The 22,834-nt window shown below is 73.8% G+C and carries 25 protein-coding genes; 8 read left to right on the plus strand and 17 right to left on the minus strand.

The window, feature by feature from the left end; translation table 11 throughout:
- Positions 1 to 58 precede the first annotated feature (58 nt).
- The 4 genes from IH45_RS1000000150165 to IH45_RS0125340 are packed head-to-tail and all read right to left on the minus strand — an operon-like array spanning position 59 to position 4,064.
- Positions 59 to 718, minus strand: a complete 660-nt coding sequence (locus IH45_RS1000000150165) for an FUSC family protein (protein ID WP_234440665.1) — start codon at positions 716 to 718, stop codon at positions 59 to 61.
- Positions 601 to 1,797 carry a hypothetical protein gene (locus IH45_RS01000000144100; protein WP_234440666.1) on the minus strand — a complete coding sequence of 399 codons (1,197 nt, stop codon included), beginning with the start codon at positions 1,795 to 1,797 and terminating at the stop codon, positions 601 to 603. The genes IH45_RS1000000150165 and IH45_RS01000000144100 overlap by 118 nt, the downstream gene beginning before the upstream one ends.
- A 22-nt stretch (positions 1,798 to 1,819) precedes the next feature.
- Complete coding sequence (locus tag IH45_RS0125335) at positions 1,820 to 2,866, minus strand: acyl-CoA dehydrogenase family protein (protein WP_030672797.1); 1,047 nt, start codon at positions 2,864 to 2,866, stop codon at positions 1,820 to 1,822.
- A gap of 28 nt (positions 2,867 to 2,894) precedes the next feature.
- Positions 2,895 to 4,064 (minus strand): acyl-CoA dehydrogenase family protein, encoded by a 1,170-nt coding sequence (locus IH45_RS0125340; RefSeq protein WP_030672800.1) that lies wholly within the window; start codon positions 4,062 to 4,064, stop codon positions 2,895 to 2,897.
- Positions 4,065 to 4,177: 113 nt separating this feature from the next.
- On the opposite strand from IH45_RS0125340, the gene IH45_RS0125345 reads away from it, so the two are divergent.
- From IH45_RS0125345 to IH45_RS0125355, 3 genes are all read left to right on the plus strand, one after another.
- Positions 4,178 to 5,005, plus strand: a complete 828-nt coding sequence (locus IH45_RS0125345; protein WP_050515173.1) for an SDR family oxidoreductase — start codon at positions 4,178 to 4,180, stop codon at positions 5,003 to 5,005.
- Positions 5,006 to 5,084: 79 nt separating this feature from the next.
- A complete protein-coding gene (locus IH45_RS0125350; protein WP_030672806.1) occupies positions 5,085 to 5,672 on the plus strand; it encodes a TetR/AcrR family transcriptional regulator in 588 nt (195 codons plus the stop codon).
- 56 nt (positions 5,673 to 5,728) lie between these two features.
- A complete protein-coding gene (locus tag IH45_RS0125355) occupies positions 5,729 to 6,886 on the plus strand; it encodes an acetyl-CoA C-acetyltransferase (protein WP_030672809.1) in 1,158 nt (385 codons plus the stop codon).
- A 43-nt stretch (positions 6,887 to 6,929) separates the two neighbouring features.
- Here the strand turns inward: IH45_RS0125355 and IH45_RS0125360 are convergent, their stop codons facing one another.
- From IH45_RS0125360 to IH45_RS0125380, 5 genes are all read right to left on the minus strand, one after another.
- Entirely contained in the window at positions 6,930 to 7,241 is a 312-nt protein-coding gene (locus IH45_RS0125360) for a hypothetical protein (RefSeq protein WP_030672812.1), read from the minus strand.
- A 202-nt stretch (positions 7,242 to 7,443) separates the two neighbouring features.
- Positions 7,444 to 8,499, minus strand: a complete 1,056-nt coding sequence (locus tag IH45_RS0125365; protein WP_030672815.1) for an NAD(P)H-dependent flavin oxidoreductase — start codon at positions 8,497 to 8,499, stop codon at positions 7,444 to 7,446.
- The gene (locus IH45_RS0125370; RefSeq protein ID WP_030672818.1) at positions 8,496 to 9,281 is read right to left on the minus strand and encodes a CoA-transferase subunit beta; all 786 of its coding nucleotides are present in this window, start codon (positions 9,279 to 9,281) and stop codon (positions 8,496 to 8,498) included. The genes IH45_RS0125365 and IH45_RS0125370 overlap by 4 nt, the downstream gene beginning before the upstream one ends.
- A gap of 16 nt (positions 9,282 to 9,297) precedes the next feature.
- Positions 9,298 to 10,173, minus strand: coding sequence for a CoA transferase subunit A (locus IH45_RS0125375; protein ID WP_032918326.1), 876 nt, complete (start codon positions 10,171 to 10,173; stop codon positions 9,298 to 9,300).
- Positions 10,170 to 10,985 carry an enoyl-CoA hydratase family protein gene (locus IH45_RS0125380; protein ID WP_030672825.1) on the minus strand — a complete coding sequence of 272 codons (816 nt, stop codon included), beginning with the start codon at positions 10,983 to 10,985 and terminating at the stop codon, positions 10,170 to 10,172. The genes IH45_RS0125375 and IH45_RS0125380 overlap by 4 nt, the downstream gene beginning before the upstream one ends.
- A 98-nt stretch (positions 10,986 to 11,083) precedes the next feature.
- On the opposite strand from IH45_RS0125380, the gene IH45_RS0125385 reads away from it, so the two are divergent.
- The 3 genes from IH45_RS0125385 to IH45_RS0125395 all read left to right on the plus strand — a co-directional run bounded on the left by IH45_RS0125385 (position 11,084) and on the right by IH45_RS0125395 (position 13,764).
- Positions 11,084 to 11,920 (plus strand): SDR family oxidoreductase, encoded by an 837-nt coding sequence (locus IH45_RS0125385; protein ID WP_030672828.1) that lies wholly within the window; start codon positions 11,084 to 11,086, stop codon positions 11,918 to 11,920.
- Positions 11,913 to 12,860 (plus strand): SDR family oxidoreductase, encoded by a 948-nt coding sequence (locus tag IH45_RS0125390; RefSeq protein WP_030672831.1) that lies wholly within the window; start codon positions 11,913 to 11,915, stop codon positions 12,858 to 12,860. The genes IH45_RS0125385 and IH45_RS0125390 overlap by 8 nt, the downstream gene beginning before the upstream one ends.
- 124 nt (positions 12,861 to 12,984) lie before the next feature.
- Positions 12,985 to 13,764 carry an SDR family oxidoreductase gene (locus tag IH45_RS0125395; protein WP_030672833.1) on the plus strand — a complete coding sequence of 260 codons (780 nt, stop codon included), beginning with the start codon at positions 12,985 to 12,987 and terminating at the stop codon, positions 13,762 to 13,764.
- A gap of 40 nt (positions 13,765 to 13,804) precedes the next feature.
- On the opposite strand, the gene IH45_RS0125400 is transcribed toward IH45_RS0125395, so the two are convergent.
- From IH45_RS0125400 to IH45_RS0125420, 5 genes are all read right to left on the minus strand, one after another.
- A complete protein-coding gene (locus IH45_RS0125400; protein ID WP_030672835.1) occupies positions 13,805 to 14,119 on the minus strand; it encodes a hypothetical protein in 315 nt (104 codons plus the stop codon).
- 394 nt (positions 14,120 to 14,513) lie between these two features.
- A complete protein-coding gene (locus IH45_RS0125405; RefSeq protein ID WP_030672838.1) occupies positions 14,514 to 15,197 on the minus strand; it encodes an N-acyl homoserine lactonase family protein in 684 nt (227 codons plus the stop codon).
- Between the two features lie 163 nt (positions 15,198 to 15,360).
- Positions 15,361 to 16,167, minus strand: a complete 807-nt coding sequence (locus tag IH45_RS0125410; protein ID WP_030672839.1) for a DeoR/GlpR family DNA-binding transcription regulator — start codon at positions 16,165 to 16,167, stop codon at positions 15,361 to 15,363.
- A 302-nt stretch (positions 16,168 to 16,469) separates the two neighbouring features.
- On the minus strand, positions 16,470 to 17,354 hold the full coding sequence (locus IH45_RS0125415) for a class II fructose-bisphosphate aldolase (RefSeq protein WP_030672841.1): 885 nt from the start codon (positions 17,352 to 17,354) through the stop codon (positions 16,470 to 16,472).
- 63 nt (positions 17,355 to 17,417) lie between these two features.
- The gene (locus tag IH45_RS0125420) at positions 17,418 to 18,329 is read right to left on the minus strand and encodes an SIS domain-containing protein (protein WP_107058722.1); all 912 of its coding nucleotides are present in this window, start codon (positions 18,327 to 18,329) and stop codon (positions 17,418 to 17,420) included.
- A gap of 382 nt (positions 18,330 to 18,711) precedes the next feature.
- On the opposite strand from IH45_RS0125420, the gene IH45_RS0125430 reads away from it, so the two are divergent.
- Both IH45_RS0125430 and IH45_RS0125440 read left to right on the plus strand, forming a co-directional pair.
- The gene (locus IH45_RS0125430) at positions 18,712 to 20,124 is read left to right on the plus strand and encodes a sugar porter family MFS transporter (protein WP_030672845.1); all 1,413 of its coding nucleotides are present in this window, start codon (positions 18,712 to 18,714) and stop codon (positions 20,122 to 20,124) included.
- 206 nt (positions 20,125 to 20,330) lie between these two features.
- The gene (locus IH45_RS0125440; protein WP_030672848.1) at positions 20,331 to 21,167 is read left to right on the plus strand and encodes a nucleotidyltransferase family protein; all 837 of its coding nucleotides are present in this window, start codon (positions 20,331 to 20,333) and stop codon (positions 21,165 to 21,167) included.
- 5 nt (positions 21,168 to 21,172) lie between these two features.
- Here the strand turns inward: IH45_RS0125440 and IH45_RS0125445 are convergent, their stop codons facing one another.
- From IH45_RS0125445 to IH45_RS0125455, 3 genes are all read right to left on the minus strand, one after another.
- Positions 21,173 to 21,472, minus strand: a complete 300-nt coding sequence (locus tag IH45_RS0125445; protein WP_030672851.1) for a YciI family protein — start codon at positions 21,470 to 21,472, stop codon at positions 21,173 to 21,175.
- Between the two features lie 147 nt (positions 21,473 to 21,619).
- Positions 21,620 to 22,141, minus strand: a complete 522-nt coding sequence (locus tag IH45_RS0125450) for a hypothetical protein (RefSeq protein ID WP_030672854.1) — start codon at positions 22,139 to 22,141, stop codon at positions 21,620 to 21,622.
- 474 nt (positions 22,142 to 22,615) lie between these two features.
- Complete coding sequence (locus IH45_RS0125455) at positions 22,616 to 22,831, minus strand: ferredoxin (RefSeq protein WP_030672857.1); 216 nt, start codon at positions 22,829 to 22,831, stop codon at positions 22,616 to 22,618.
- Between the last annotated feature and the right edge of the window lie 3 nt (positions 22,832 to 22,834).

Below are 22,834 nucleotides of genomic sequence, written 5' to 3' on the forward strand. Positions count from 1 at the left end.
GCACCGGCGCGGCCCGGGGGGTGGCTGCCGGGGGACGGCCCGGTCCGGCGGCCACGCGCTACGCGGCCAGCGCCGGGGCGGACAGGCGGCGCACGAGGCGGGCCAGCGTGCGGTGCCCCCGCTGCTCGGCCAGGGTGACGCGCTCCTCGGGGACGGCCCGCTGCCACCACTCGCCGGCCGACACCTCCACCGCCTCCCGCAGCTCCATCAGGCTCGCGGCGAGCCGGTCCCGCGCCCAGCCGGTCTCGCGCGCGTCGTCCTGTACGGCCTCCGTGGCCGGCTCGCCGTCGCCGTCCAGCAGCCGCAGGGCCGCCGCCTCGGCCGCGGCCACCCGGTCGAGCGCGACCTCGATGCGGTCCGCGGCGCGGCGGTTGGTGACCAGGACGCAGCAGGCCAGGCCCACGGCGGCGCCCACGACGGTGTCGGTCCAGCGGTCGGTGACCAGCGTCCGGGCGGGCAGCTGCCGCGCGAACTCGGTCAGCAGCAGCGCCATCGGGGTGACCCAGACCGAGCCGAGCCAGTAGTTGCGGGTGATGCTCGCCTCCGCGCAGAACTGGAAGGTGAGCGCCAGCAGGATCATCGCGAGGTGGCCGGTGTGGATCACCGGCAGCAGCGCGGTGAAGAGCAGCAGGCCGAGCAGGTTGCCGAGGGTGCGCTGGAGGGCCCGCTGCCACGAGAGGGTGGTGTTGGCCTGGTAGATGGAGGCCGCGGTGACCACGGCCCAGTACGGATGGCCGACACCGACCGCCATCGAGGCCCAGCCCGCCAGCGCACAGCCCGCGGCGACCCGCGCGCCGATGGGCAGCAGCGGCGAACCGGGCGCGAGGCGGCGGAGCACGGCGGGGAAGCCGCGCGGGCGGCCGGGGGCGGGGGGGGGGGGCACAACGCCTGCCGCCCGTTCGTGCTCAGCGGGGGTCCCCCCCCACCCCCCCCCCCGGGCGCCGGGAAGTAACGCTCGGCCTCCGCCGGATCGGCGTCCCGGGCCGCGAGGGCCGACTCGGCCCGTACGAGCAGCCGCTCCAGCCCGGCGCGGGCGGCTGCCGCGGCAGGGGTGCGGCCCGGCACCTGGAACAGCGTCTGCCAGGCGGCGTTCACGGCGGCCGCGGTGGCGTGCCGGGCGCGGTCCGGCCCGCCGGGGGTGTCCGCCGCGGCCGGGCCGGAGCGCAGCAGCCCGGCGGCGGCCTCCAGCGCCCGCGCCGTCGCGATCCGCTCCGGGCCGCGGGGCCGGACCAGCGCGGGCGCCATGCACACCAGCCAGGCCAGCCCGCCCGCGCCGAGCGCCAGCGCCAGGTGGAAGGGCAGCTGCCCGATCCGCTGCGGAACGAAGAAGGCGGATGCCGAGATGAAGGTGAAGATCAGGTTTCCGGGCGGTCCGACGCGCGTCGCGTCGCACACCATCTTGTGCACGGCGGCGACCAGCGAGGCGAGGAGGACGAGCAGCGGTACGGAGGTGGTCAGGGAGGCCGCCGACAGGGCGACGCCGAGGCTCGCGACCATGCCGAGCACCACCCACACCAGGGTGCGGGCCCGCGCCGCGTACGGCAGGCCGTGCGCGTACAGGGCGCACATCGCGCCCGCCGAGGTGTAGAGCACCAGATCCAGGCGCCCCAGCGCGAGCAGCGTGAACTCGGGGATGCCGAGCGCGACGACGGCGCTCAGCGCGGGCTTGTGCCAGATGTCCACGGGGCGGCGCAGCAGCACCGTGCTCCTGATGGGCAGCGGGCGGGCGCGTACGGCGCCGCCGCTCCCGGACGTGACCGCCGCGCGCTTTCCCGTGGGCCTGGCATGCTTCCCCATACCCGAAAGGTTAGCAGGTGTTTTACTCGTGAAATATTTGCGCTCCGGCCGACGCGGGGCCGGGGAGGATCCGGGCCCGGCACTCCGCGGGCGTTCCCCAGGCGCCACGCAGGGCCCGCGCCTTGCGGATCCACAGGGAAAGGTCCAGCTCGTCGGTGTAGCCGAGGGCGCCGTGCAGCTGGAGTGCGGCCCGTGCGGCGGTGTACGCCGCCTCGCCCGCGGCCACCTTCGCCATTGCGATGCCGACGCCCGTCGCATCCGCCGAACCCGCCACACCTGCCTGCGATGCCCCTGCCAGCTCCACCGCCGCCCCGTACACCAGCGGCTCGGCTAACTCCAGCGCCAGCAGCACATCGGCCAGCCGGTGCTTCACCGCCTGGAACGAGCCGATGGCGACGCCGAACTGGGTGCGCTGCTTCACGTACGCCACGGTGTCGTCCAGCAGTCGCCGGCCGACGCCGAGCGCCTGGGCCGCGGTGAGCAGCCGCGCGGTGTCCGCGGCCTGCGCGGCGGCGGCCCGTACGGCCGGACCGCTCGCCAGGACGGCCCCTGCGGCGCACCGGGTCAGTCGCCGCACCGGATCGACCGAGGGCTGGACCGGCCCGTTCCCGCCGGAGGCCCGCAGCGTGTCGCCGTCGACGAGGAGCGTCACATCGGCGGTCGCCGCATCAAGGGCGTACGGACCGCGGGACAGGTCCGCGTACGACACCATCGCGTCCCCGGCCGCGATCGCGGGCAGCCAGGTATCGGCCAGGCCGTCCGCGTCGCCGAGCCGGTCCAGCAGGACCGCCGCCGCGACCGTCTCCGCCAGCGGCCCGGGTACGGCATGCCGCCCCAACTCCACGAAAGACACGACCAGTTCGATGGGCAGGAGCCCAGCACCCTCGTGCTTCTCCGGTACGGCGAGCCCGAACACCCCGGCCCCGGCGAGCCGCCGCCACGCCGCGCGCCCGGGCCCGCTGTCACCGGCGCCCCAGGCCCGTACGGCCGCCGGGGTGTCCGCCGCCGCCAGCATGCGGCCGAGGGTCCGGCCGAACTCCGCCTGCTCCGCGTCCAGCAGGAACCGCATCCTCACTCCTCCCACCGGCGCGGCCCGCTCAGCGCCGTCCCTTCGGCAGGCCCAGCAGCCGCTCGGCGATGATGTCGCGCTGGATCTCGTTCGTACCGGCGTAGACCGGACCGGCCAGCGCGAAGACCCAGCCGTCGGCCCAGCTGCCGTGGTCCGGTGCCTCGGGTGCGGCGTCGGCCAGTTCGCCGCGCGGCCCGAGGAGGTCGAGCGCGGTCTCGTGCAGGGCGATGTCGAGTTCGGACCAGAAGACCTTGGTGAGGCTGGCCCCGGCGCCCGGGGTGCCGCCCTCCGTGAGGCGTGCGACGCCTGCGTAGGCGGACAGCTGGTAGGCGCGGGCTCCTATGAGCGCGTCGGCGACCCGGTCGCGCAGCGCAGTGTCCGCCGGGTCGGCGGTGGCCCGCCACAGGGCGGCGAGCCGGCCGGCGGCGGCCGTGAAGCGTCCGGGGCTGCGCAGCGTCAGCCCGCGTTCGTTGCCTGCCGTGCTCATGGCGACCTGCCACCCCTGGCCCGGCTCGCCGATCACGTCCGCGTCCGGCACGAACACGTCGTCCAGGCGGAGTTCGGCGAAGGCGGGTTTGCCGTCGAGGCGGCCGATGGGCCGTACCGTCACGCCCGGCGCGGCCAGGTCGAACATCAGGTACGTCAGGCCGTGGTGCGGCCGGTCCGCGCCGGGATGGCTGCGGAACAGCCCGAAGGCGCGGTCCGCGAAGGCGGCCCGGGAGGACCATGTCTTGTGCCCGCGCAGCAGCCAGCCGCCGTCGGTCCGTACGGCGGACGAGCGCAGCGCGGCGAGGTCGGAGCCCGCGCCGGGCTCCGACCACGCCTGCGCCCAGATCGTCTGCCCGCGCGCCATCGGCGGCAGCACCCGCGCCACCTGCTCGTCCGTACCGTGCGCGAAGAGGGTGGGGGCGAGCAGGCTGATGCCGTTCTGGGAGACCCGGCCCGGAGCGCGCGCCGCGTAGTACTCCTCCTCGAACAGCAGCCACCGCAGCAGCGACGCGCCGCGCCCGCCGTACTCCTCCGGCCAGGTCACGGCCGACCAGCGGCCGCCGTACAGCTCGCGTTCCCACTCCCGGTGGGCGGCGAAGCCCTTGGCCGTCTCCAGGGAGGGCAGCGGTTCGGCGGGCACATGGGAGGCCAGCCAGGTCCGCGTCTCCTGCCGGAACTCCTCGTCCTCCGGGCCGAGTTCGAGATCCATCGACGAGCGGCCTCCCGTTGCGGTGGCGGCTGGCTCCGGCGTGGTTCCTGCCGGGGGCCGCGGCTGCTCCGCGACCGTTCCCTAACAAGTGTTAGGTAGGTTAGCGTACGGCCATGACGCCCGAGAAGCCTCCGACGGCGCACCCGGCACCGCAGACACCGCAGGCACCCCCGTACGTCCGCGGGCACGGCCTGCTCGACGGGCGGACGGCGGTCGTCACCGCCGCGGCGGGCACCGGTATCGGCGGCGCCACCGCCCGCCGGCTCCTGGAGGAGGGCGCGGACGTGGTCCTCTCCGACGCGCACACCCGGCGGCTGAAGGAGTCCGAGGCGGCGCTCGCCGCCGAGTTCGGCGCCGCGCGGGTCGCCGCGCTGCCCTGCGACGTCACCGACGAGGCCCAGGTCACCGCCCTCTTCGACGGCGTCGAGCGGCGGCACGGACGGCTGGACGTGGTGGTCAACAACGCCGGACTCGGCGGCAGCGCCGACCTGGTGGCGATGACCGACGAGCAGTGGACCGCCGTCCTGGACGTCACGCTGAACGGCACCTTCCGCTGCACCCGCGCCGCACTGCGCAGAATGCGGGCCGCGGGGCAGGGCGGAGTGATCGTCAACAATGCCTCCGTCGTCGGCTGGCGGGCCCAGCGCGGCCAGGCGCACTACGCCGCCGCCAAGGCCGGGGTGATGGCGCTGACCCGCTGCGCCGCCGTCGAGGCCGCCGCGTACGGGGTGCGGGTCAACGCCGTCTCGCCCAGCCTGGCCGTCCACCCGCACCTGGCGAAGGTCGCCGACGAGGAGCTGCTGGCCGGGCTCGCCGCCCGGGAGGCGTTCGGGCGCTCCGCCGAGCCGTGGGAGGTCGCCAACGTCATCGTCTTCCTGGCCAGCGACTACGCCTCGTACATGACCGGCGAGACGGTCCCGGTCAGCAGCCAGCGCGCGTGAGCGGGGGAGCGACAATGGCCCGGTGCCCACCGACAGCAAGCCCCGGAAGACCGGCGGCAAGTCCCAGAAGAAGCCCGCCGTGACCCCCTCGCCCGCCCGCCGTCGCGAACTGCTCGCCGCCGCGGCCGAGGTGTTCGCCGCGCACGGCTACAGCGCCACCACCGTACGCCGTATCGCGGAGGAGGCCGGGCTGCTCGCGGGCAGCCTCTACTACCACTTCGATTCCAAGGAATCGATGCTGGACGAGATCCTCAGCACGTTCCTGGACGAGCTGTGGGCCGGCTACGACGCGGTGCTCGCGGCCGGTCTCGGCCCCCGGGAGACCATCGAGGCGCTGGTCACCGAGTCCTTCCGGGAGATCGACCGGCACCGCGCCGCCGTCGCCATCTACCAGAACGAGTCCCGGCAGCTGGCCGCCCGCCCGCGCTTCGGCTACCTCGCCGACTCACAGCGCAGATTCGAGAAGGCGTGGCTCGGCACGCTGGAACGCGGCGTCGCCGAGGGCGTCTTCCGCCCCGAGCTGGACGCCCGGCTCACCTACCGGTTCGTCCGCGACACCGTCTGGGTCGCCGCGAGCTGGTACCGGCCGGGCGGCCACCACGGCCCGGAGGAGATCGCCCGCCAGTACCTGTCGATGGTGCTGGACGGCATCGCCGTACGGGACTGACCGCACAGCGCCCCTTCAAGAAGCACCGCGCACGCCCCGACGACCGAGGAGCCCGCATGGCCGAGGCCTACATCATCGACGCGCTGCGCACCCCCGTCGGCAAGCGCGGCGGCGGGCTCGCCGCCGCGCATCCGGCCGACCTCGGCGCCCACGTGCTGAAGGCGCTGATGGCACGCACGGGCGTGGACCCGGCCGCCGTGGACGACGTGGTCTTCGGCTGCCTGGACGCCGTCGGCCCGCAGGCCGGGGACATCGCCCGGACCAGCTGGCTGGCGGCCGGGCTGCCCGAGGAGGTGCCGGGCGTCACCGTCGACCGGCAGTGCGGCTCCTCCCAGCAGGCCGTCCACTTCGCCGCGCAGGGCGTGCTCTCCGGCACCCAGGACCTGGTGGTCGCGGGCGGCACCCAGAACATGTCGATGGTGCCCATCGCCTTCGCCAGTCGCCGGGCCGCCGAACCGCTCGGCCTGACCGAGGGCCCGTTCGCCGGCAGCGCGGGCTGGCGCGCCCGCTACGGCGACCGGCCCGTGAACCAGTTCCACGGAGCCGAGCTGATCGCTGAGCAGTGGGGCATATCCCGTACGGATATGGAGGAGTACGCGCTGGGCTCGCACCGGCGGGCCGTGCGCGCCCTCGACGAGGGGCGCTTCGCGCGCGAGCTGGTCCCGTACGGGGACATGACGGCCGACGAGGGCCCGCGGCGCGACACGTCCGCCGGGAAGATGGCCGCCCTGCCGCCCGTGGTGCCCGGCGGGCGGCTCACCGCCGCCGTCTCCTCCCAGGTCTCCGACGGCGCGGCGGCCCTGCTGCTGGCGAGCGAAGGTGCCGTACGGGACCACGGCCTGACGCCGCGGGCCCGCGTCCACCACCTGTCCGTCCGCGGCGAGGACCCGATCCGGATGCTGACCGCGCCGATCCCGGCCACCGCGCACGCCCTGAAGAAGACCGGGCTGCGCATCGACGCCATCGACCTCGTGGAGATCAACGAGGCGTTCGCGCCGGTGGTGCTGGCCTGGCTGAAGGAGACCGGCGCCGACCCCGCCCGGGTCAACGTCAACGGCGGCGCCATCGCGCTCGGCCACCCGCTCGGCGCGACCGGGTGCAGACTCATGGCGACGCTGCTGCACGAGCTGGAGCGCACCGGCGGGCGCTACGGCCTCCAGACGATGTGCGAAGGCGGCGGGCAGGCCAATGTGACGGTGGTCGAACGGCTGTGAAACCGGGCCGGGACCGCGGCCCCGGCCCGGCGGCGCGCCCGCGTCAGCAGGCCCGGTTCTTCACGTACAGGGCGCGCGGGCCCCGGTCCGTGCCGTACCGGACGTCCTTCGTCTGTGCCTTGGCGAGGCGTCCGTTCACGGCGGGCCGGGTCGGTACGACGATCGTGTAGCAGGCCGGGCGCTGCTTGCAGAGGTTCTTCAGGCGGACCACCCGCTGGTGGTCCTTGGTGAAGTACTTCAGCACCTTGGCGCACTGCGGCGCCCGCGGGGCCGCGGCGGCCTGCGACGCGGTGGCCAGACCGAGCGTCGAGCTGAGCGCCGTCACCGCGACGGCTGTGGCGAGAAACTTGCGCATCTGATCTCCCCCGATGGAAACCTGCGCCCGCGATGGCACCACGGGCAACCTCTCTGGTCGGTCCCCACCGTAGTCCGCCGGAGTCCCGTTCGATATTCGGGGCATGCGTTCGAGCCGGGTGGCCGGTCGCCGGCCGGACGGTACGGGTCCGGGCGGCGGCCCGATCGGCGCCGGGTGGCCCGCCCCCGGCGTGGCGCCCTGCTCAGGCCGGGTGGCCGGCCCCCAGCCGGGCCAGCGTCGCCGCCGCCTCGGCCATGACGCGGTCGACCAGTTCCGCGCACGACGGCAGGTCGCCGATGAGCCCCGCCACCTGACCGGACGCCAGCACCCCGGCGTCCGTACGGCCCTCCACCAGGCCGGCCCGCAGCATCATCGGCGTGTTCGCGGCCAGCAGCACCTGGCCCCAGGTCAGCTCCGCGCCGCGCTTCATGGCCAGCCCGTCGCGCACCATACGGGCCCAGCCCGTGCCCGTCTGCTTCCGGAACGCCGCCGCGTGCCGCACGGACCGCAGCAGGGCCGCCGGACGCCCGGACCGTTCGAGGGCGGCGACCAGGTCCGTCCGCAGCATCCGGTGCGGCAGCCCGTCCACCTTGCGCGTCACGGTCACGTCCCGGACCGAGGCGGCCAGATAGCGCGCCTTGACCGCGGCCGGGACGGTGCTGTCGGAGGTGAGCAGGAAACGCGTGCCCATGGCCACGCCCGCGGCCCCGAAGGCCAGCGCGGCCACCAGCCCCCGCCCGTCGTGGAAGCCGCCGGCCGCCACCACGGGGATGTCCACCGCGTCCACGACCTGCGGCAGCAGCACGGTGGTGGCCACCTCGCCGGTGTGCCCGCCGCCCTCGGCCCCCTGGACGACCACCGCGTCCGCGCCCCACGCGGCGACCTTCTCCGCGTGCCGCCGCGCCCCCACCGTCGGGATGACGACCACGCCCGCGTCCTTCAGCCGGGCGATCAGCTCCCGCGAGGGCGCCAGGGCGAACGAGGCCACCCGTACGCCCTCCTCGACGATGATCCGCACCCGCTCCGCCGCGTCCCCGGCGTCCGCCCGCAGGTTGACGCCGAACGGCCGGTCCGTACGGGCGGCCACCTCGCGGACCGCGGCCCGCAGCCGCTCCGCGGACATGGTGGCGGAGGCGAGGATGCCGAGCGCCCCGGCCTCGGCGGTGGCGGAGACCAGGCGCGGCCCGGCGACCCAGCCCATGCCGGTCTGCACGATCGGGTACCGGACGCCGGTCAGCTCGGTGAGCGCGGTGGTCAGGGGCCGCACGGCGGCACCTCCCGGTCGCGCAGCCCGCCCGGATCGAGCACCTCGCGGAGCAGCCGCAGCTCGGCAGGGTCCGGCGCGCGTGTCTCGGGCACCCCGCCGTCCGCCCCGCGCAGGGGGAATCCGGTCGCCTCCCGTACGTCCGCCGGCCGTACGCCGGGGTGCAGCGACCGGATCCGCATGGTGCGGTCCGGCGTGTCGAAGTCGAAGACGCCGAGATTGCTGACGACCTCCCGCACGTCGTGATAGCGGGTGGCGGACGGCCCGGCCGCCGCGGCCCGGTCGTACCCGACGCCGCAGACCATGTCCACCCGCGCGACGAAGGTCCGGGGCGAGTGCCGGGGCACCCAGTAACTGGTCGGGTTGTTGAGCGTGTTGACGGGCGCGCCGCGCACTCCGAGCAACTGCCGGGAGGGGCGCGCCCAGTCCCCGACGCAGGAGATGTTCTGGTTGCCGTACCGGTCGATCTGGCTCGCGCCCATCATGACGTGCCGGCGGCCGGTGGCGACCAGCGCCAGATGGCGGCGGTACGGGAGCCAGCCCTCCGCCACCGCCGCTCCGTTCCCCGGCTCCGGCGCGTCGCCGACGAGCAGCGCCTCGCCGTCCGTCAGCAGGAGGTCCGGGGAGAAGGTGAGCTTCGCCAGGCGGGCGCCGAGGGCGGGGACGGTGCCCATGGGGGAGGCGAGCACCTCGCCCGCGCCGCGCCACGCCTCGGCACACGCGACCACGCAGTACTCGGCGCGGGTGACGGTCATGGGTCCGGCCTCGGCTGTCATGTGCGCTCCCCGGCTGTCATGCGTGCTCCCCGGCGGTCTCCTCGGCGAAGGCGGCGACCGCGGCGCGGTAGTCGTCCTCGTCGCCCGACAGGAAGCGCTTCGCGAACGCGGCCCAGGCGTCCGGCTCCGCCGCCGCTCGTACGTAGGCCCGCTGGAACGCCTCGTCCCGCCCGTAGTCCGGCGCGCACGAGGTGAAGTGCGCGCCGTGCGGCGCCTCGACGACACCGCTGACGAACATCCGGCTGACCAGCAGCGTCTGCGGGCCGCCCGCCCGGCTCAGCTCCGCGCCGTCCACGATCCGCTCGCACGAGACGTACGCCGCGTCCGCCGCCTCGCAGAAGAGGTCGTCGAAGTACGGGTCGGGCCCCAGGTACTGGCCGTTGCCGCGCGCGTCCGCCCGGTTGAGGTGCACCAGGGCAGCGTCCAGCCGCAGCGCGGGTACGGCGGCCAGCTCCTCGCCGTCCGCGTACGGCGAAGTCACCGTACGGATGTGGGGGTTGACCCGCATGACGTCGGACCCCGGGCCGGCCCGTACCGGCAGGAAGGGCAGCCGCTGGCCGGCCGCGGTCAGCCCCCACATGAACATCGCCTCGTCCAGCTCGGTCAGCGCGAAGGCGCCGCGCTCGCGTGCCGCGCGGAAATGCGGCTCCAGCGGGACGGAGTCCAGGGTGACGAAGGGCGTGACCAGCCGCCGTATTCTCCCGGCGGCAGCCAGCAGGCCGACGTCCGGGCCGCCGCAGGAGACGATCGTGAGGTCCGTCAGCGGGGAGCGCAGCAGGGCCCGTACGAGAGCCATCGGCTTCCGGCGCGAGCCCCAGCCGCCGATGCCGATGGTCATGCCGCTCGCCAGCCGCGCCACGACGCCGTCGGCGGTCATGGTCTTGTCGCTCAACCCGCTCCCTCCTCAGGCGTGTTGGTTCCTGCTGTGCCCGGCTGGTCCGCGGGTCGCGGCGTCCCGTTCCCGAACGCGTCCCGGAGCCGGTCCGCCACCCCGCTGAGGCCGGCCTCGAAGGTGAAGCCCTGCTCGAAGCGGTAGCTGCGGTGTACGTCGACGGGGTCGATGCCGTTGATGGCGGCCTTGGCCAGCCGCAGCAGATACCCGTCCTTGGCAGCGATCTCCCCGGCCAGCGCAAGCGCCGCCGCCAGCAGCGCCTCGCGCGGCACCACCTCCCACACCGAGCCGTGCCGGTGGAGTTCGGCGGCGGTCACGGTGCGCGAGGTGTAGTAGAGGGTGCGCATCAGGTGCGGCGGGACCAGCCGGGCGAGGTGGGTGGCCGCGCCGAGCGCGCCACGGTCCAGCTCCGGCAGGCCGAACGTCGCGTCCTCGCTCGCCACGATCGCGTCCGCGTTGCCGACCAGCCCGATCCCGCCGCCCAGGCAGTGGCCCTGCACCGCGGCGACGACCGGCACCTCGCAGTCGTACACGGCCCCGAACGCCGCGTGGCACCCGCGGTTGACGCCGAGCAGCGCGCCGAACCCCGGTGTCCTCCGCAACTCCTTGATGTCCACCCCCGCGTTGAACCCGCGCCCGGCGGCGGCGAGCACCACACAGCGGATGCCGGGGTCGCGGCCCGCCGCCCGTACCGCGTCGGCGAGGTCGAACCACCCTTGTACGGGCAGGGCGTTGACCGGCGGCCGGTCGACGGTGACGAGTGCGATGCCGTCCCCGGGGCGGGACAGCGTGACGGCGGTGGAGACACCCATGGGCGGATCAGCTACCTTTCCACCAAACGTTTGTTAGGTGCCGGGTGTCTGAGAAGGTAGCAGCGCGGCGCCCGCAACGGGAGGGCGGAGGTGGCCTTTTGGCGATCGGCATCGACCTGTCGGGGCGCGTCGCGGTCGTCACCGGCGGCACGCGCGGCGTCGGCGCCGGCATCGCCAGGGCCCTGCTCGCGGCGGGCGCCACGGTCGTCGCCGCCGCGCGCCGCCCGCCGGACCGGCCGGTCGCCGGGGCGGACGGGCGCGCCGCCGTCTTCGAGCAGGTGGACGTGCGCGACGCCGACGCGGTCACCGCCTGCTTCGCCCGCGTACGGGACCGGTACGGCAGTCTCGACATCCTCGTCAACAACGCGGGCGGCACCCCCTACCGGCTCCTCGCCGACTCCACGCCGCAGCAGGCCGCCCGGGTCATCGAGCTGAACCTCGTCGCACCGCTGACCGCGTCCCTCGCCGCCCGCGCCGTCATGGTGGACCAGCGGACCGGCGGTTCCATCATCATGGTCGGCAGCGTCAGCGGCACCCGCCCCTCGCCCGGCACCGCCGCCTACGGAGCTGCCAAGGCGGGCCTGGAAAATCTCGCCCGCACCCTGGCCGTCGAATGGGCGCCGCACATCCGCGTCAACACGCTCGTCGTCGGCATGGTGCACACCGAACGCTCCCACCTGCACTACGGCGACGCGGCGGGCGTCGCCGCCGTCGGCCGCACCGTCCCGCTCGGCCGCCTCGCGACCCCCGACGAGGTCGGCGAGGTCTGCGCCTTCCTGGCGGGGGACCGGTGCGGGTACGTGACCGGCGCCAGCCTCGCCGTCCACGGCGGAGGCGAGCGGCCGGCGTTCCTGGACGCCGCTGCCGGCGCGCCGAGCGGTCCGCCTTCGTTCCGTACGCCCGCAACCACCGACCCGGAGGACGCAGATGGCTGAGAACGCGCGCAAGGAAGCGGCCGGTGCGGGGCTGTGCGCCGGGCGCGTGGTCGCCGTCACCGGGGCGGGCCGCGGCCTCGGGCGCGCCCACGCGCTGGCGTTCGCCGCCGAGGGGGCGCGCGTCGTCGTCAACGACCTGGGCGTACGGCCGGACGGCAGCCCGGCGGCGGAAGCGGGCGGACCCGCCGAGGAGGTCGCCGCGGAGATCCGCGCGGCGGGCGGCGAGGCGGTCGCCCACGACGGGGACATCGCCACGCCCGCGGGCGCCGCCTCGCTCGTGGCCACCGCGCTCGGCACATTCGGGCGCCTGGACACCCTGGTCAACAACGCGGGCTTCGTCCGCGACCGGATGCTGGTGAACCTCACCGAGGACGAGTGGGACGCCGTGCTGCGCGTCCACCTCAAGGGCCACTTCCTGCCGCTCCGGCACGCGGCAGCGCACTGGCGCGCGGAGGCGAAGGCGGGCCGCCCGCCGCGGGCGCGCGTCGTCAACACCAGCTCCGGCGCGGGCCTCGCGGGCAGCGTCGGCCAGGCGAACTACTCCGCCGCCAAGGCCGGCGTCCTCGGCCTCACCCTCGTGGCCGCCGCCGAGCTGAGCCGGTACGGGGTCCAGGTCAACGCCATCGCGCCAGCCGCCCGCACACGGATGACCGAGCGGACCTTCGCCGAGACCATGGCCGCGCCGACGGACGGCACGTTCGACGCCATGGCCCCCGAGAACGTCTCCCCGCTCGTCGTCTGGCTCGGCTCAGCCGCCTCCGAAGGCGTCACCGGCCGCATCTTCTCCGCGGAAGGCGGCCGGATCACGGTCATGGAGGGCTGGCGCCCCGGCCCCACCGCCGACAAAGGGGCCCGCTGGAGCCCGGGCGAGGTGGGGGAGGCCGTGCGGGGGCTGGTGGCCGGTGCGAGGGCGGCGGAGGGGGTTTACGGGGCGGGGTGAGAGGCGCTGACGGGCTGGTGGGCGTGCGCTACGGGCGTACGTACGGGCCAGGCCGAGGTGGCGTGCGGGGCGTTCGGAACCCGCGGGTATGTTGGCGCGGCCAGCATCGACCGAGGAGCACACCATGCCGTCCCGTACCTACCTCGTGACCGGAGCGGCCTCCGGCATAGGCGAGGCCACCGCCGCCCGTCTCCGCGCGCAGGGCCACACCGTGATCGGCGCCGACCTCAAGGACGCCGACATCGAAGCGGACCTCGCCACCGCCGAAGGCCGTACGGAACTGGCCGTACGGGCCCGGGAACTGACCGGCGGCCGACTGGACGCGGTGATCGCCTGCGCCGGTACCGCCGCCTTCGACCCGCTGACCGTCAAGGTGAACCACTTCGGCGCGGTGGCCACCCTGGAAGGGCTGCGCCCGCTGCTCACCGCCGGCACCGACCCGCGCGCGGTCGTGGTCTCCTCGATCGCGTCGGTGCACCCGTACGACAGCGCCATCGTCGACGCCGCGCTGGCCGGTGACGAACCGGCGGCGGTCGCCGCGGCGCAGGCGGCCGTCGACCGCGGCGAGAGCCACCTCGTCTACGGCTCGTCCAAGGCCGCCATCGCGCGCTGGATCCGCCGTACCGCACCGACCGGCGACTGGGCGGGCGTCGGCATCCCGCTCAACGCCGTGGCCCCCGGCACCGTCGTCACGCCGATGACCGCGCCCATGCTCGCCGACCCGGACACCCGCCGGATGGTGAACGCCGGCGTGCCGATGCCGCTGCACGGACACGCCCGTCCGGAGCAGGCCGCGGCGCTGCTGACCTGGCTGACATCACCCGAGAACACGCACGTCACCGGGCAGGTCGTCTTCCTCGACGGCGGAGCGGACGCGGTTCTGCGGGGCGACAGCACCTGGTGAGAGGGCATCGCGTCACCCATCGGCCGTCACCCGGCGCCCGTCACCCGTCGGCCGCACCGTCCCGCTTGCCCTTCTTGCCGCCCGCCCGCTTCACCAGGAAGACGGTGCGCATCGACGGAAGGAAAGTCCTGCCGCGGCTCTTGCCGGTGGCGGCGGGCACACCGACGTCGTGATGGGCACCCTCGGCGGTGACCAGAGCGTACGCACGGGAGAGGTTTTTCAGCGCCTTGCTGGACCGCCCTTTCCGCTTGCCCTTGCGGAGGGCGGTGGCTTCGCCGGCGATCGCTTTGAGGAGTTTCTCGTGGGTGACGGCAGCGGGTGACCGCGGGACGGCGGTCGGTTCCTTCTTGGCCATGATGGTTCCTTTTCTTGTCAGGCCTGTGAGCCCGGTGAGCGGGGACGGACTGCCGTCGGGACGGCGTCGGCACCCGCAGCAATGTGAAATGGGCAGGCGGGACGGCTGCGCACCACCGAAAAGCGGGGCGGATTCGCGGACGGAACACCGACGTGTGGCGGACGCGATGCACGGCGATTCCGTCGGTCACGGTCTCGTCGGCACGCACCTGCTCATGGCTGACACGCGCCTGCCCATGGGTGGGACGCACCTGCCCACGGCTGGGACGCACCGCCCATCCCCGGATTTCCGCCGGCCTCACCAGCAGTTTCCCCAACAACGGCAGGACATAAGCCTTTTCGGGCGCTCTGTCCCCGCGGGAAACAGGCTTCGCGGCCTGCCGCTGTCGGCCCGCCTATCGAGCCGGTTCCCACACCGAACAGTCGTGGGCGAACAACACCCGCCGCGGGTCGAACGCGTTGAGCCGTTCCAGCCACGCCGGGTGCCCGGGCAGCGGGGCGCCGGCACCGTCGAGGGCGGCCTGCCGGGCCAGCTGGTCCGACGCGAACTCCGAGGCGAAATCGTGCGCCTGGCCCGCCAGGACGACGGTGCCGTCCGGCTGCCGTACGGCCAACGACTGGTGCCCCGCGGTATGGCCCGGCGTCGGGACGATGTGCACGCCGGGCCACACCTCGGCCTCACCGTGCAGTTCCTCGTACACGACACCCGGGAAGTCGACCAGCGCGTCCACCGTGTACCCGCTCCGGCGGGCCAGTTCCAGCTCCGTCGCCTGTACGAGGACGGGTTTCCCGGCCAGCAGCGGATTGCCGCCGCAGTGGTCGAAGTGCAGATGGCAGTTGACCACCAGGGAGACGTCCGCGAGCCGGTGCCCGGCCGCGGCCAGCGCCGCTTCCAGGGGCCTGCGCCGCGGCCGGTAGTGCGCCTCGGTTTCCGGATCGGCCATGCCGATACCCGTATCGAACAGCAGCAGCCCGGCCTCGTGCCGCACCAGATAGGCGAGCGCCGGTTCCACCCGCGGTTCCGGGCCTCCGGTCTCCGATGCGGGACGGACGAAGTAGCCGAGATCGAGCCGGCGCACTGCACGCGGCGCTGCTGCCTTCGCGGGAACGGTTCGGGGTGCGGGTGCGGGTGCGGGTGCGGGCGCGGGGGTGGGTGCGGGGGTGGGTTTGGGTGCGGGTACCTGTTCCTTGGCGTCCATCCGGCCATCGTGGCAGCGGCCGGAGGGGAACTCAGAGGGGAACTCAGTCGTCCGCGGTGGTTGTCCGGGCGGCGACCACGCGCAGGCCCCGCTCGCCGAACTCCCGCCGGACGGACTCCTTCGCGCCGCTGTCCGTGATGAGGGTGTCGAAGACGTCCGCGGCGCCGACCCGGGCGAAGCAGCGCGCGCCGATCTTCGAGGAGTCCGCCACCACCACGGCACGCCGGGCCCGTTCGGCCATCAGGCGGTTGACCCGGGCCTCCGCCTCGTCGTGCACGGTCGCGCCCATCACCGGGTCCATCCCGTTGGCGCCGATGAAGGCGATGTCCACGGAGATCTGCTGGAGGACCAGCTCGCTGAACGGGCCGACCAGTTCGAACGACCGGGAGTGCGCCACGCCGCCGGTCAGCACGATCTTGATCTGCGGGCGTACGGCGAGTTCGTTGGCGATGTTCAGCGAGTTGGTGACGATGGTCAGGTGCGGCTGCGGCCCGGCCTCGGCGAAGTCCGGCCGGGTGGCCAGCACCCGGGCGATCTCCGTGGTCGTGGTGCCGCCGCTCAGGCCGACCACGTCGCCGCGCTCGACCAGCTTCGCCGCCGCCTGCGCCACCGCCTCCTTCTCGTCGGCGCGGTGCGCCCGCTTGTAACGGATGGGCAGGTCGTACGCCACCGAGCTGAGCACCGCGCCGCCCCGGGTACGGGTCAGCAGCTGCTGGTCGGCCAGCGCGTCCATGTCGCGCCGCATGGTCGCGGCGGACACCTCCAGCTGGGTCGCGGCCTCCTCGACCTCCACCCGGCCGCGTTCGCCGAGCAGCTCCAGGAGGGCGTTCATCCGTTCATGGCGGTTCATGGCGCGAGCCTAAGTCCTTTCCGGCGGCCTGCGTGATATCGGGGAGCCCGACGAACGGCCGGGGCGAAGGGCGGGCGGGAGCCGCGCCCACCCGTGGTGCGAGGGTACGCAAGCGTTTTCGCGTCATATGCCGGAGGGGGCGCCATGCCTGCCGCCGCTCCGCTCCCTTCCGCACGACCGGCGCACGCCCCTGAGTGCCTGCGCACACCTCCACATCGGTTCGCGCCGGTTCGCGGCCCTTCGCTCCGGTTCACAGCCCTTCGCGCCGGTCCGCGGCAGTGCTCCCCGCGCCCCGCATTCCCTCACCCCTGCACAGGCGCCTCCGCGGCGGTCGACTGGCCCGGGACCGCGGCCGGGGCGCCGAGTACGGCCAGCAGCCGCGCGGCTTCCCGGGTGACCGCTTCCCTGGCCGGCTTCACGTACTTCCGCGAGTCGACGAGGGCCGGGTCCGCGTCCAGGGTGTCCCGGATGCTGCGGGTGAAGACGGAGACCAGATGGGTGGAGATATTGATCTTCGTCATGCCGGCCGCGATGGCCCGGCGCAGCTCGTCGTCCGGCACGCCGGAGGAGCCGTGCAGCACCAGCGGCACCGGCAGCTTCGCGGCCAGCGCGGCGATCAGCTCCTTGTCCAGGACGGCGGTGCGCTCGTGCATCGCGTGGGACGAGCCGACGGCGACCGCCAGCGCGTCCACCCCGGTCGCCCGGACGAACGCCAGCGCCTCGTCGGGGTCCGTACGGGCGCCGGGCGCGTGCACACCGTCCTTGCCGCCGACCTCGCCCAGCTCGGCCTCGACGTAGGCGCCACGCTCGTGGCACCAGGCGGTCAGCTCCGCCGTGGCGGCGACGTTCTGCTCGTACGGCAGCGCCGACGCGTCCACCATCACCGACCGCACCCCGGCCTCGACGCCCGCACGCACCAGCTCCGCTTCGGTGATGTGGTCCAGGTGCACGGCGACCCGGGCACTGGACGCCTCGGCGAGTGCGAGCGTGGCCCGGACGATGGGCAGCAGGCTGCCGTGGTAGCGGATGCAGTTCTCGCTGATCCCCAGGATGACCGGGAGCCCGGTGCGCTCGGCAGCCGCGACGAGCGCTTCGGCGGTCTCCAGATGGATGACGTTGAACGCCGCCGCACCGGCCCGCGCCTCACGCGCGGCGGTGACGATGGAAGAGGTAGGAACAAGCGACATGGAACCTGACTCCCTTGCGGGGCGGGGTGGTTGGGGGAAGAGGCGGGGGAGGGGAACCCGCCCCTACCCGGTTGCCCCCTCCCCGGCCGTGAGCATCACCGACCGCGTCAGGCTCCGCGGGTTGTCCGGGTCCAGGCCGCGGGCCCGGGCCCGTGCCAGGGCGATGCGCTGGACCAGGACGAGGTCGGCCAGCGGGTCGCGGTCGTGGTGGACGAAGCGGGCGCCGGTGCGGGCGACGTCGGCCTCCAGGCCCTCCGGGATTTCGCCGAACACCCAGGTGACGCGGCCCGGGGCCGCTATGGAGATCGGGCCGTGGCGGTACTCCATCGCGGGGTAGGACTCCGTCCAGCTCTGCGACGCCTCGCGCATCTTCAGCGCCGCCTCGTTGGCCAGGCCGTACGTCCAGCCCGTGCCCAGGAAGGAGAACTGCTCGGCGTCCAGCCACTCCTTCTCCACGGGTGCGGTCAGCGCCTCCTCCGCGTCGCGCACCGCGTCGGTCAGGTCCGCGCCGAGGTGGGCCCGCAGCAGTGCGAGCGCGGTTGTCGCGAACCGGGTCTGCACCACGGACCGCTCGTCGGCGAAGGGCAGCGGGACGGTGGCGTCCGACAGGCCGGTGGCGGGGGTGTCGGGGTCGCCGAGCACCGTCACGGTCGGAATGCGCCCCTTGACCTCCTCCAGGACGCGCAGCACCTCCGTCGTGGTCCCGGAACGCGTGATCGCCAGGACGGTGTCGTAACCGCGGTCGGCGCCGAGGAACGCCTCCGAGGCGGCGAATGCGTCCGTCACGCCGAGCCCGGCGCCCTCGCGCAGGGCCGCGTACGCCTGCGCCATGAACCACGAGGTGCCGCAGCCCACCACCGCGACGCGCCGGCCCGCCCCGGGCAGCGGGCCGTCGGCGCCGCCGATCCTCGCGGCCTCCCGCCACGTCCCGGGCTGGCTGCGCAGCTCCTGCTCCATGTACGAGGTCCCGCCCACGACACCCTCCAGCTGCTGTCTGCGTGAACTTGCAACATCATGCTTGCTTACGAACAACTCTACGCACGCCCTGTGTCGTAATCCATCCCTCGTAAGGGTGGGACATCCGGGCAGGGTGGGAAGGGATGCTGCACGAACTAGCGCTACCTGCAGGAACTGTGGCGAACACCTGGTCGCCTCAGGTGACTGTTGACACATGCATGAAAGGAGCCGAATACTCGCAGGATCACTCATGCAGCCGCAGTGGGGCGGCGGCCGTCAGGCAGTGCAGCCAGTGCTGGCACCGGGCGGTGCGTCCGGTCCCGGCCGCCCACCGGTGGCTGTCGCAGTGATCGTCACGCAGCAAGGCCGTTCCGCCGACAGTCGTCACAAAGGACTTCCCATGTCCGTTGCAACGCGCTCCACGCAGCCACCGTCATCGCCGCCGCCCGGCCCGCCGCCCCGCCGCACCGGCCGGCTCTTCGCCCTCACCGGCGCCGTCGTCGGCGTGATCTACGGCTACGACACCGGCAGCATCTCCGGCGCCCTGGTGTTCCTGAGCAAGGACTTCCACCTCACCGACACCGAAAAGGGCCTGGTAAACAGCATCCTGGTGTTCGGTTCGATCGTGGGCGCGCTGCTCGGCGGCAAACTGGCGGACGCGCTGGGCCGCAAGGCCGCCATGCTGATCGTCGCCGGGTCCTACACCGTCTTCGTGGCACTGTCCGCCCTCGCGCCGAACGTCGTGATTCTGGACGTGGTGCGCTTCCTGCTCGGCATCGCCATCGGCATCTCGATCGTGGCGGCCCCGCTGTACATCGCCGAGTCCACCCCGGCCCGTACACGCGGCGCGTCCGTGGCCGCGTACCAGGTCGCCACGGTCGCGGGCATCGCCCTGACGTACTTCGTGAACTGGGGCCTGTCCGGCGGCGGCCACTGGCGGCTGATGCTCGGCCTGTCCGCCATCCCGGCCGCGCTCGTGCTGATCCCGCTGTTCCGGCTGCCCGACACACCGCGCTGGTACGTCCTCAAGGGGCGCACGGAAAAGGCCGTCGAGGTCATGGCGCTGACCGACCCCGACGTGGACCCGCGGGCGGAGACCGAGGCGGTGCGTGCCGCGCTGGCCGAGGAGAGCGGCGGTTCACTGCGCTCGCTGCTGCGCAAGCCGTACGCCCGCGCCACGCTCTTCGTCATCGGCCTCGGCTTCTTCTGCCAGATCACCGGTATCAACGCCGTGACGTACTACAGCCCGCAGATCTTCGAGGAGATGGGCTTCACCGGCGACGGGCAGAACTTCCTGCTGCCGTCCTTCGTCCAGCTGGCCTCCCTGGCCGCGACCGTCCTGGCCATCCTCATCATCGACCGGCTCGGCCGGCGCGTCGTCCTGCTCTCCGGCATCGCCACGATGACGGCCATGCTCGCCGTGCTGACCGCCGTCTTCGGCTTCGGCGACCCGCAGGGCACCACCATCTGGATCGGCTTCGGCGCCATCCTGCTCTTCACCGCCGCCTTCAACTTCGGCTTCGGCTCCCTGATCTGGGTGTACGCGGGCGAGGCGTTCCCCGCCCAGCTGCGCTCCACCGGCGCGTCGGCGATGCTCACGGCCGACCTCGTCGCCAACCTCCTCATCGCCCAGTTCTTCCCCTCCCTGATGGCCTGGGCAGGCGCCGCCACCACCTTCGCCGGCCTCGGCCTCCTCGCCCTCGCCGCCCTCGTCTTCGCCGCGGCCACCGCCCCGGAGACCAAGGGCCGCCAACTGGAAGAGATCCAGGGCTACTGGATCAATGGGGGCCGCTGGCCGTCTCCCGCCGCGTAACGAAGCGGGTGGGACGGGCGATCGGCGGTCCGCCTCCGTACACCGAAATCCGGTGGCCCGCCGCCGATCACTCCTGGCACCATGCCCCCATGGGCATCTTCATCTGAGCAGACGGACGAGTTCCGCGACCTGGCCGCCCGGCGTCACACCGCCGGGCCGGTTCCGTATGTCCGTATGCCCGACCGTCTGCTCAGGAGACCGAACCCATGGCACACACACGCCACCACCCCGCATCGCCCTGTCCCGCCCTCGACCGCCGCATCGCCCGCCTGCGTGAGCTGGCCGAGGCCGAGCCCCGGCTGGAGGGGGTGCTGCTCTACGGGTCGTGGACCCTCGGGGAAGCCGATGCCCACTCCGACATCGAGGCGTATCTGTACGTCCGCGACGCGCATGCCGACACCTTCGACGGGGTGGAGTTCGTCGGCCGTCTGGCGCCGCTGAAACTGGCGTACACCAATATGTACGGGATCCTGGCTGTCGTCTTCGACGATCTGATGCGCGGCGAGTTCCACGTCGTCGCCGCCGGGACGGGGATCGACGAGGTGCCCACCTGGCGCGGCATGGTGCATCTGCCGGACCCCGGCGCCGCCGTACTGCTGGACCGCAGCGGCCGGCTGACCATCGCGGCCCGTCGCCTTGCCGACCGCTGCCCGCCCGAGCCCGGCCCGACCGCTCAGCAGCTCGCCGACGAACTCGCCAACTGGACGTTGATGCTCGCCCACGTCCTGGGCCGTGGTGAGACCGCTCGCGCACATGCTCTTCTGCATACGGTCGTCGCCCCGCAGCAGCTTCAGCTGTGCCGCCTGCTGCGCGGGTCCACCACACACTGGCTGACGCCCAGCCGCGCTCTGGAACAGGACCTGCCCGCCGCCGACCGCGACCGTTACACCGCGACCACCGCTCCCGCCGTGCTCCCGGCCGTACGTACGGCGGCGCGGGCCAGCTGGCAGTGGAGCCGGGAACTGGCCGCCGAGGCGGTGTCGCGGTGGGACATCCGGGTGCCGGTCGAGCTGCACGAAGAGATCGGGGGGCTGCTCCGCTGAAAACCTCAGGACGGCAGCTGCTCCCTGTACCGCTCCAGTTCCGGCGCCGTCGTGGTCGCCACGAACTCGGTGATCCGGTAGTCGCAGACGCCCGCGACGGTGAAGGGGTCCTCCGCGACGATCCGCTCCGCCGTCGCCCGGTCCGGCACGGACGCGAGGATGACGCCGCCGTCGCGCGGCACCTTGCGGCCCGCGGCGATGAAGTGCCCGGCCGCGTAGTTCCTCTTCAGCCACTCCACGTGGTCGGGCAGGGCGGCGTCGACGCGCTCCAGCGGCGCGGTGTAGGTCAGCTCCAGTACGAACATGAGTGCCATCGTAAGCGGCGCTGACCGCGACGCCGCCGGAGCCGCACGGTCCGTGGTGCGGCCGCTGTGCCCCTGCCGGGCGGGAGGTGGGACCCGACGGGGCACAGCGGCCCGGGATGCCGCCGTGTGCGTGGCTTCCGGCGCCGTCTAGGACTGGTTGTTCTGGCGGCGGCGCAGGAAGTAGGTGCCGCCGATGGCGGCCGTGGCCAGCACCGCGGCGCCCGCGACGATCTCCGTGGTGTTGGAGTCCTCGCTGGTGCCGCCGACGCCCGTGCGCACCTTGCCCTTGGGCAGCTTGGCGTCGGTCCGGAAGCTGGTCATCCACTGCTTGCCGTCGGGGCAGTTGCCGTTCACGCCCCAGCTGGAGTAGCGGCCGAGGTTGTGGGGGCCGCCGCTGAGCTGGTTCGCGACCCGGGCGGTGCCGCGGTAGGTCTTGCCGTGCCGGTGGGTGCGGTACAGCCAGACGGTGCCGCTGCGGAACCCCTGCGAGGAGGCGGCGATACGGCCGGCCTTGCCCGTGTCGCAGGTGACGGTGACGGTGACGGCGCCGCCCGGTCCCGAGAGCTTCGGCGAGGTGGTGGCCACCGGCTTGGCGAACGCGGCGCCGGTCGACAGGCCCAGTGCGGCGATGGTCAGACCGGATGCGGCGATGACGCGAGTGGAACGCATGGTGATCCTCCGGCAGCGCGGAGGCGGCGCGGGTACGCCGCGGCGAGATCGGATGGATCCGCGCTGACGCATTCGAGACAAGCGGCGGCGCGCCGTCCCCGCCCGGTGAGGGCCCGTCAGGTACAGTGCGCCCGCCCGGCGTGTCGGCCCCCGCCGGGCGGCGTTGTGGCAGGTCACTGCGCTGAGGGGCGGTCAGCGATTTGTCCGCGTCCGGCAGGGACAGACGGGTGAGGGGCGGCGGGGCCGGTGTAGGCCGTTCGGGAGAGCAGGTGTCCGCCCCCCGGCCGGGCGCACGTCAGGCGCGGCGCGGACACGGGTTCCCTACGGCTGCGGCCTGCCCGCCCAACCGTACGGAACCGAGGTCCCGGCCTTCCCGTACGACGGCCATGGACCGCCGATGCCCACAGGTCCACGGCCCGTCCCCACTTCGGGCACCTTTCAGGCCGCAGCCTGCCCCGCCCCCGCAACGCCTTCTCAAGGCCGCGGCCCGATCACCTTCTCCCCGTCCCGGATCAGGATCGCCATGGCGGGGCAGGAGTCCGCCGCGTCCAGCGCGGCCTCGTCCTCGGGGATCTCCTCCTGGAGCGGCCGGGCGTGCGGGCCGTCCAGGACGAAGAGGTCCGGGGCGATGCCGGCGCACATGCCGGACGCCATGCACTGCTGTCCGTCGATCGCCGCCTTCCACGTCATCCG

Source organism: Streptomyces rimosus subsp. rimosus (genome assembly GCF_000720725.1).
GTDB classification, from domain to species: domain Bacteria; phylum Actinomycetota; class Actinomycetes; order Streptomycetales; family Streptomycetaceae; genus Streptomyces; species Streptomyces rimosus_A.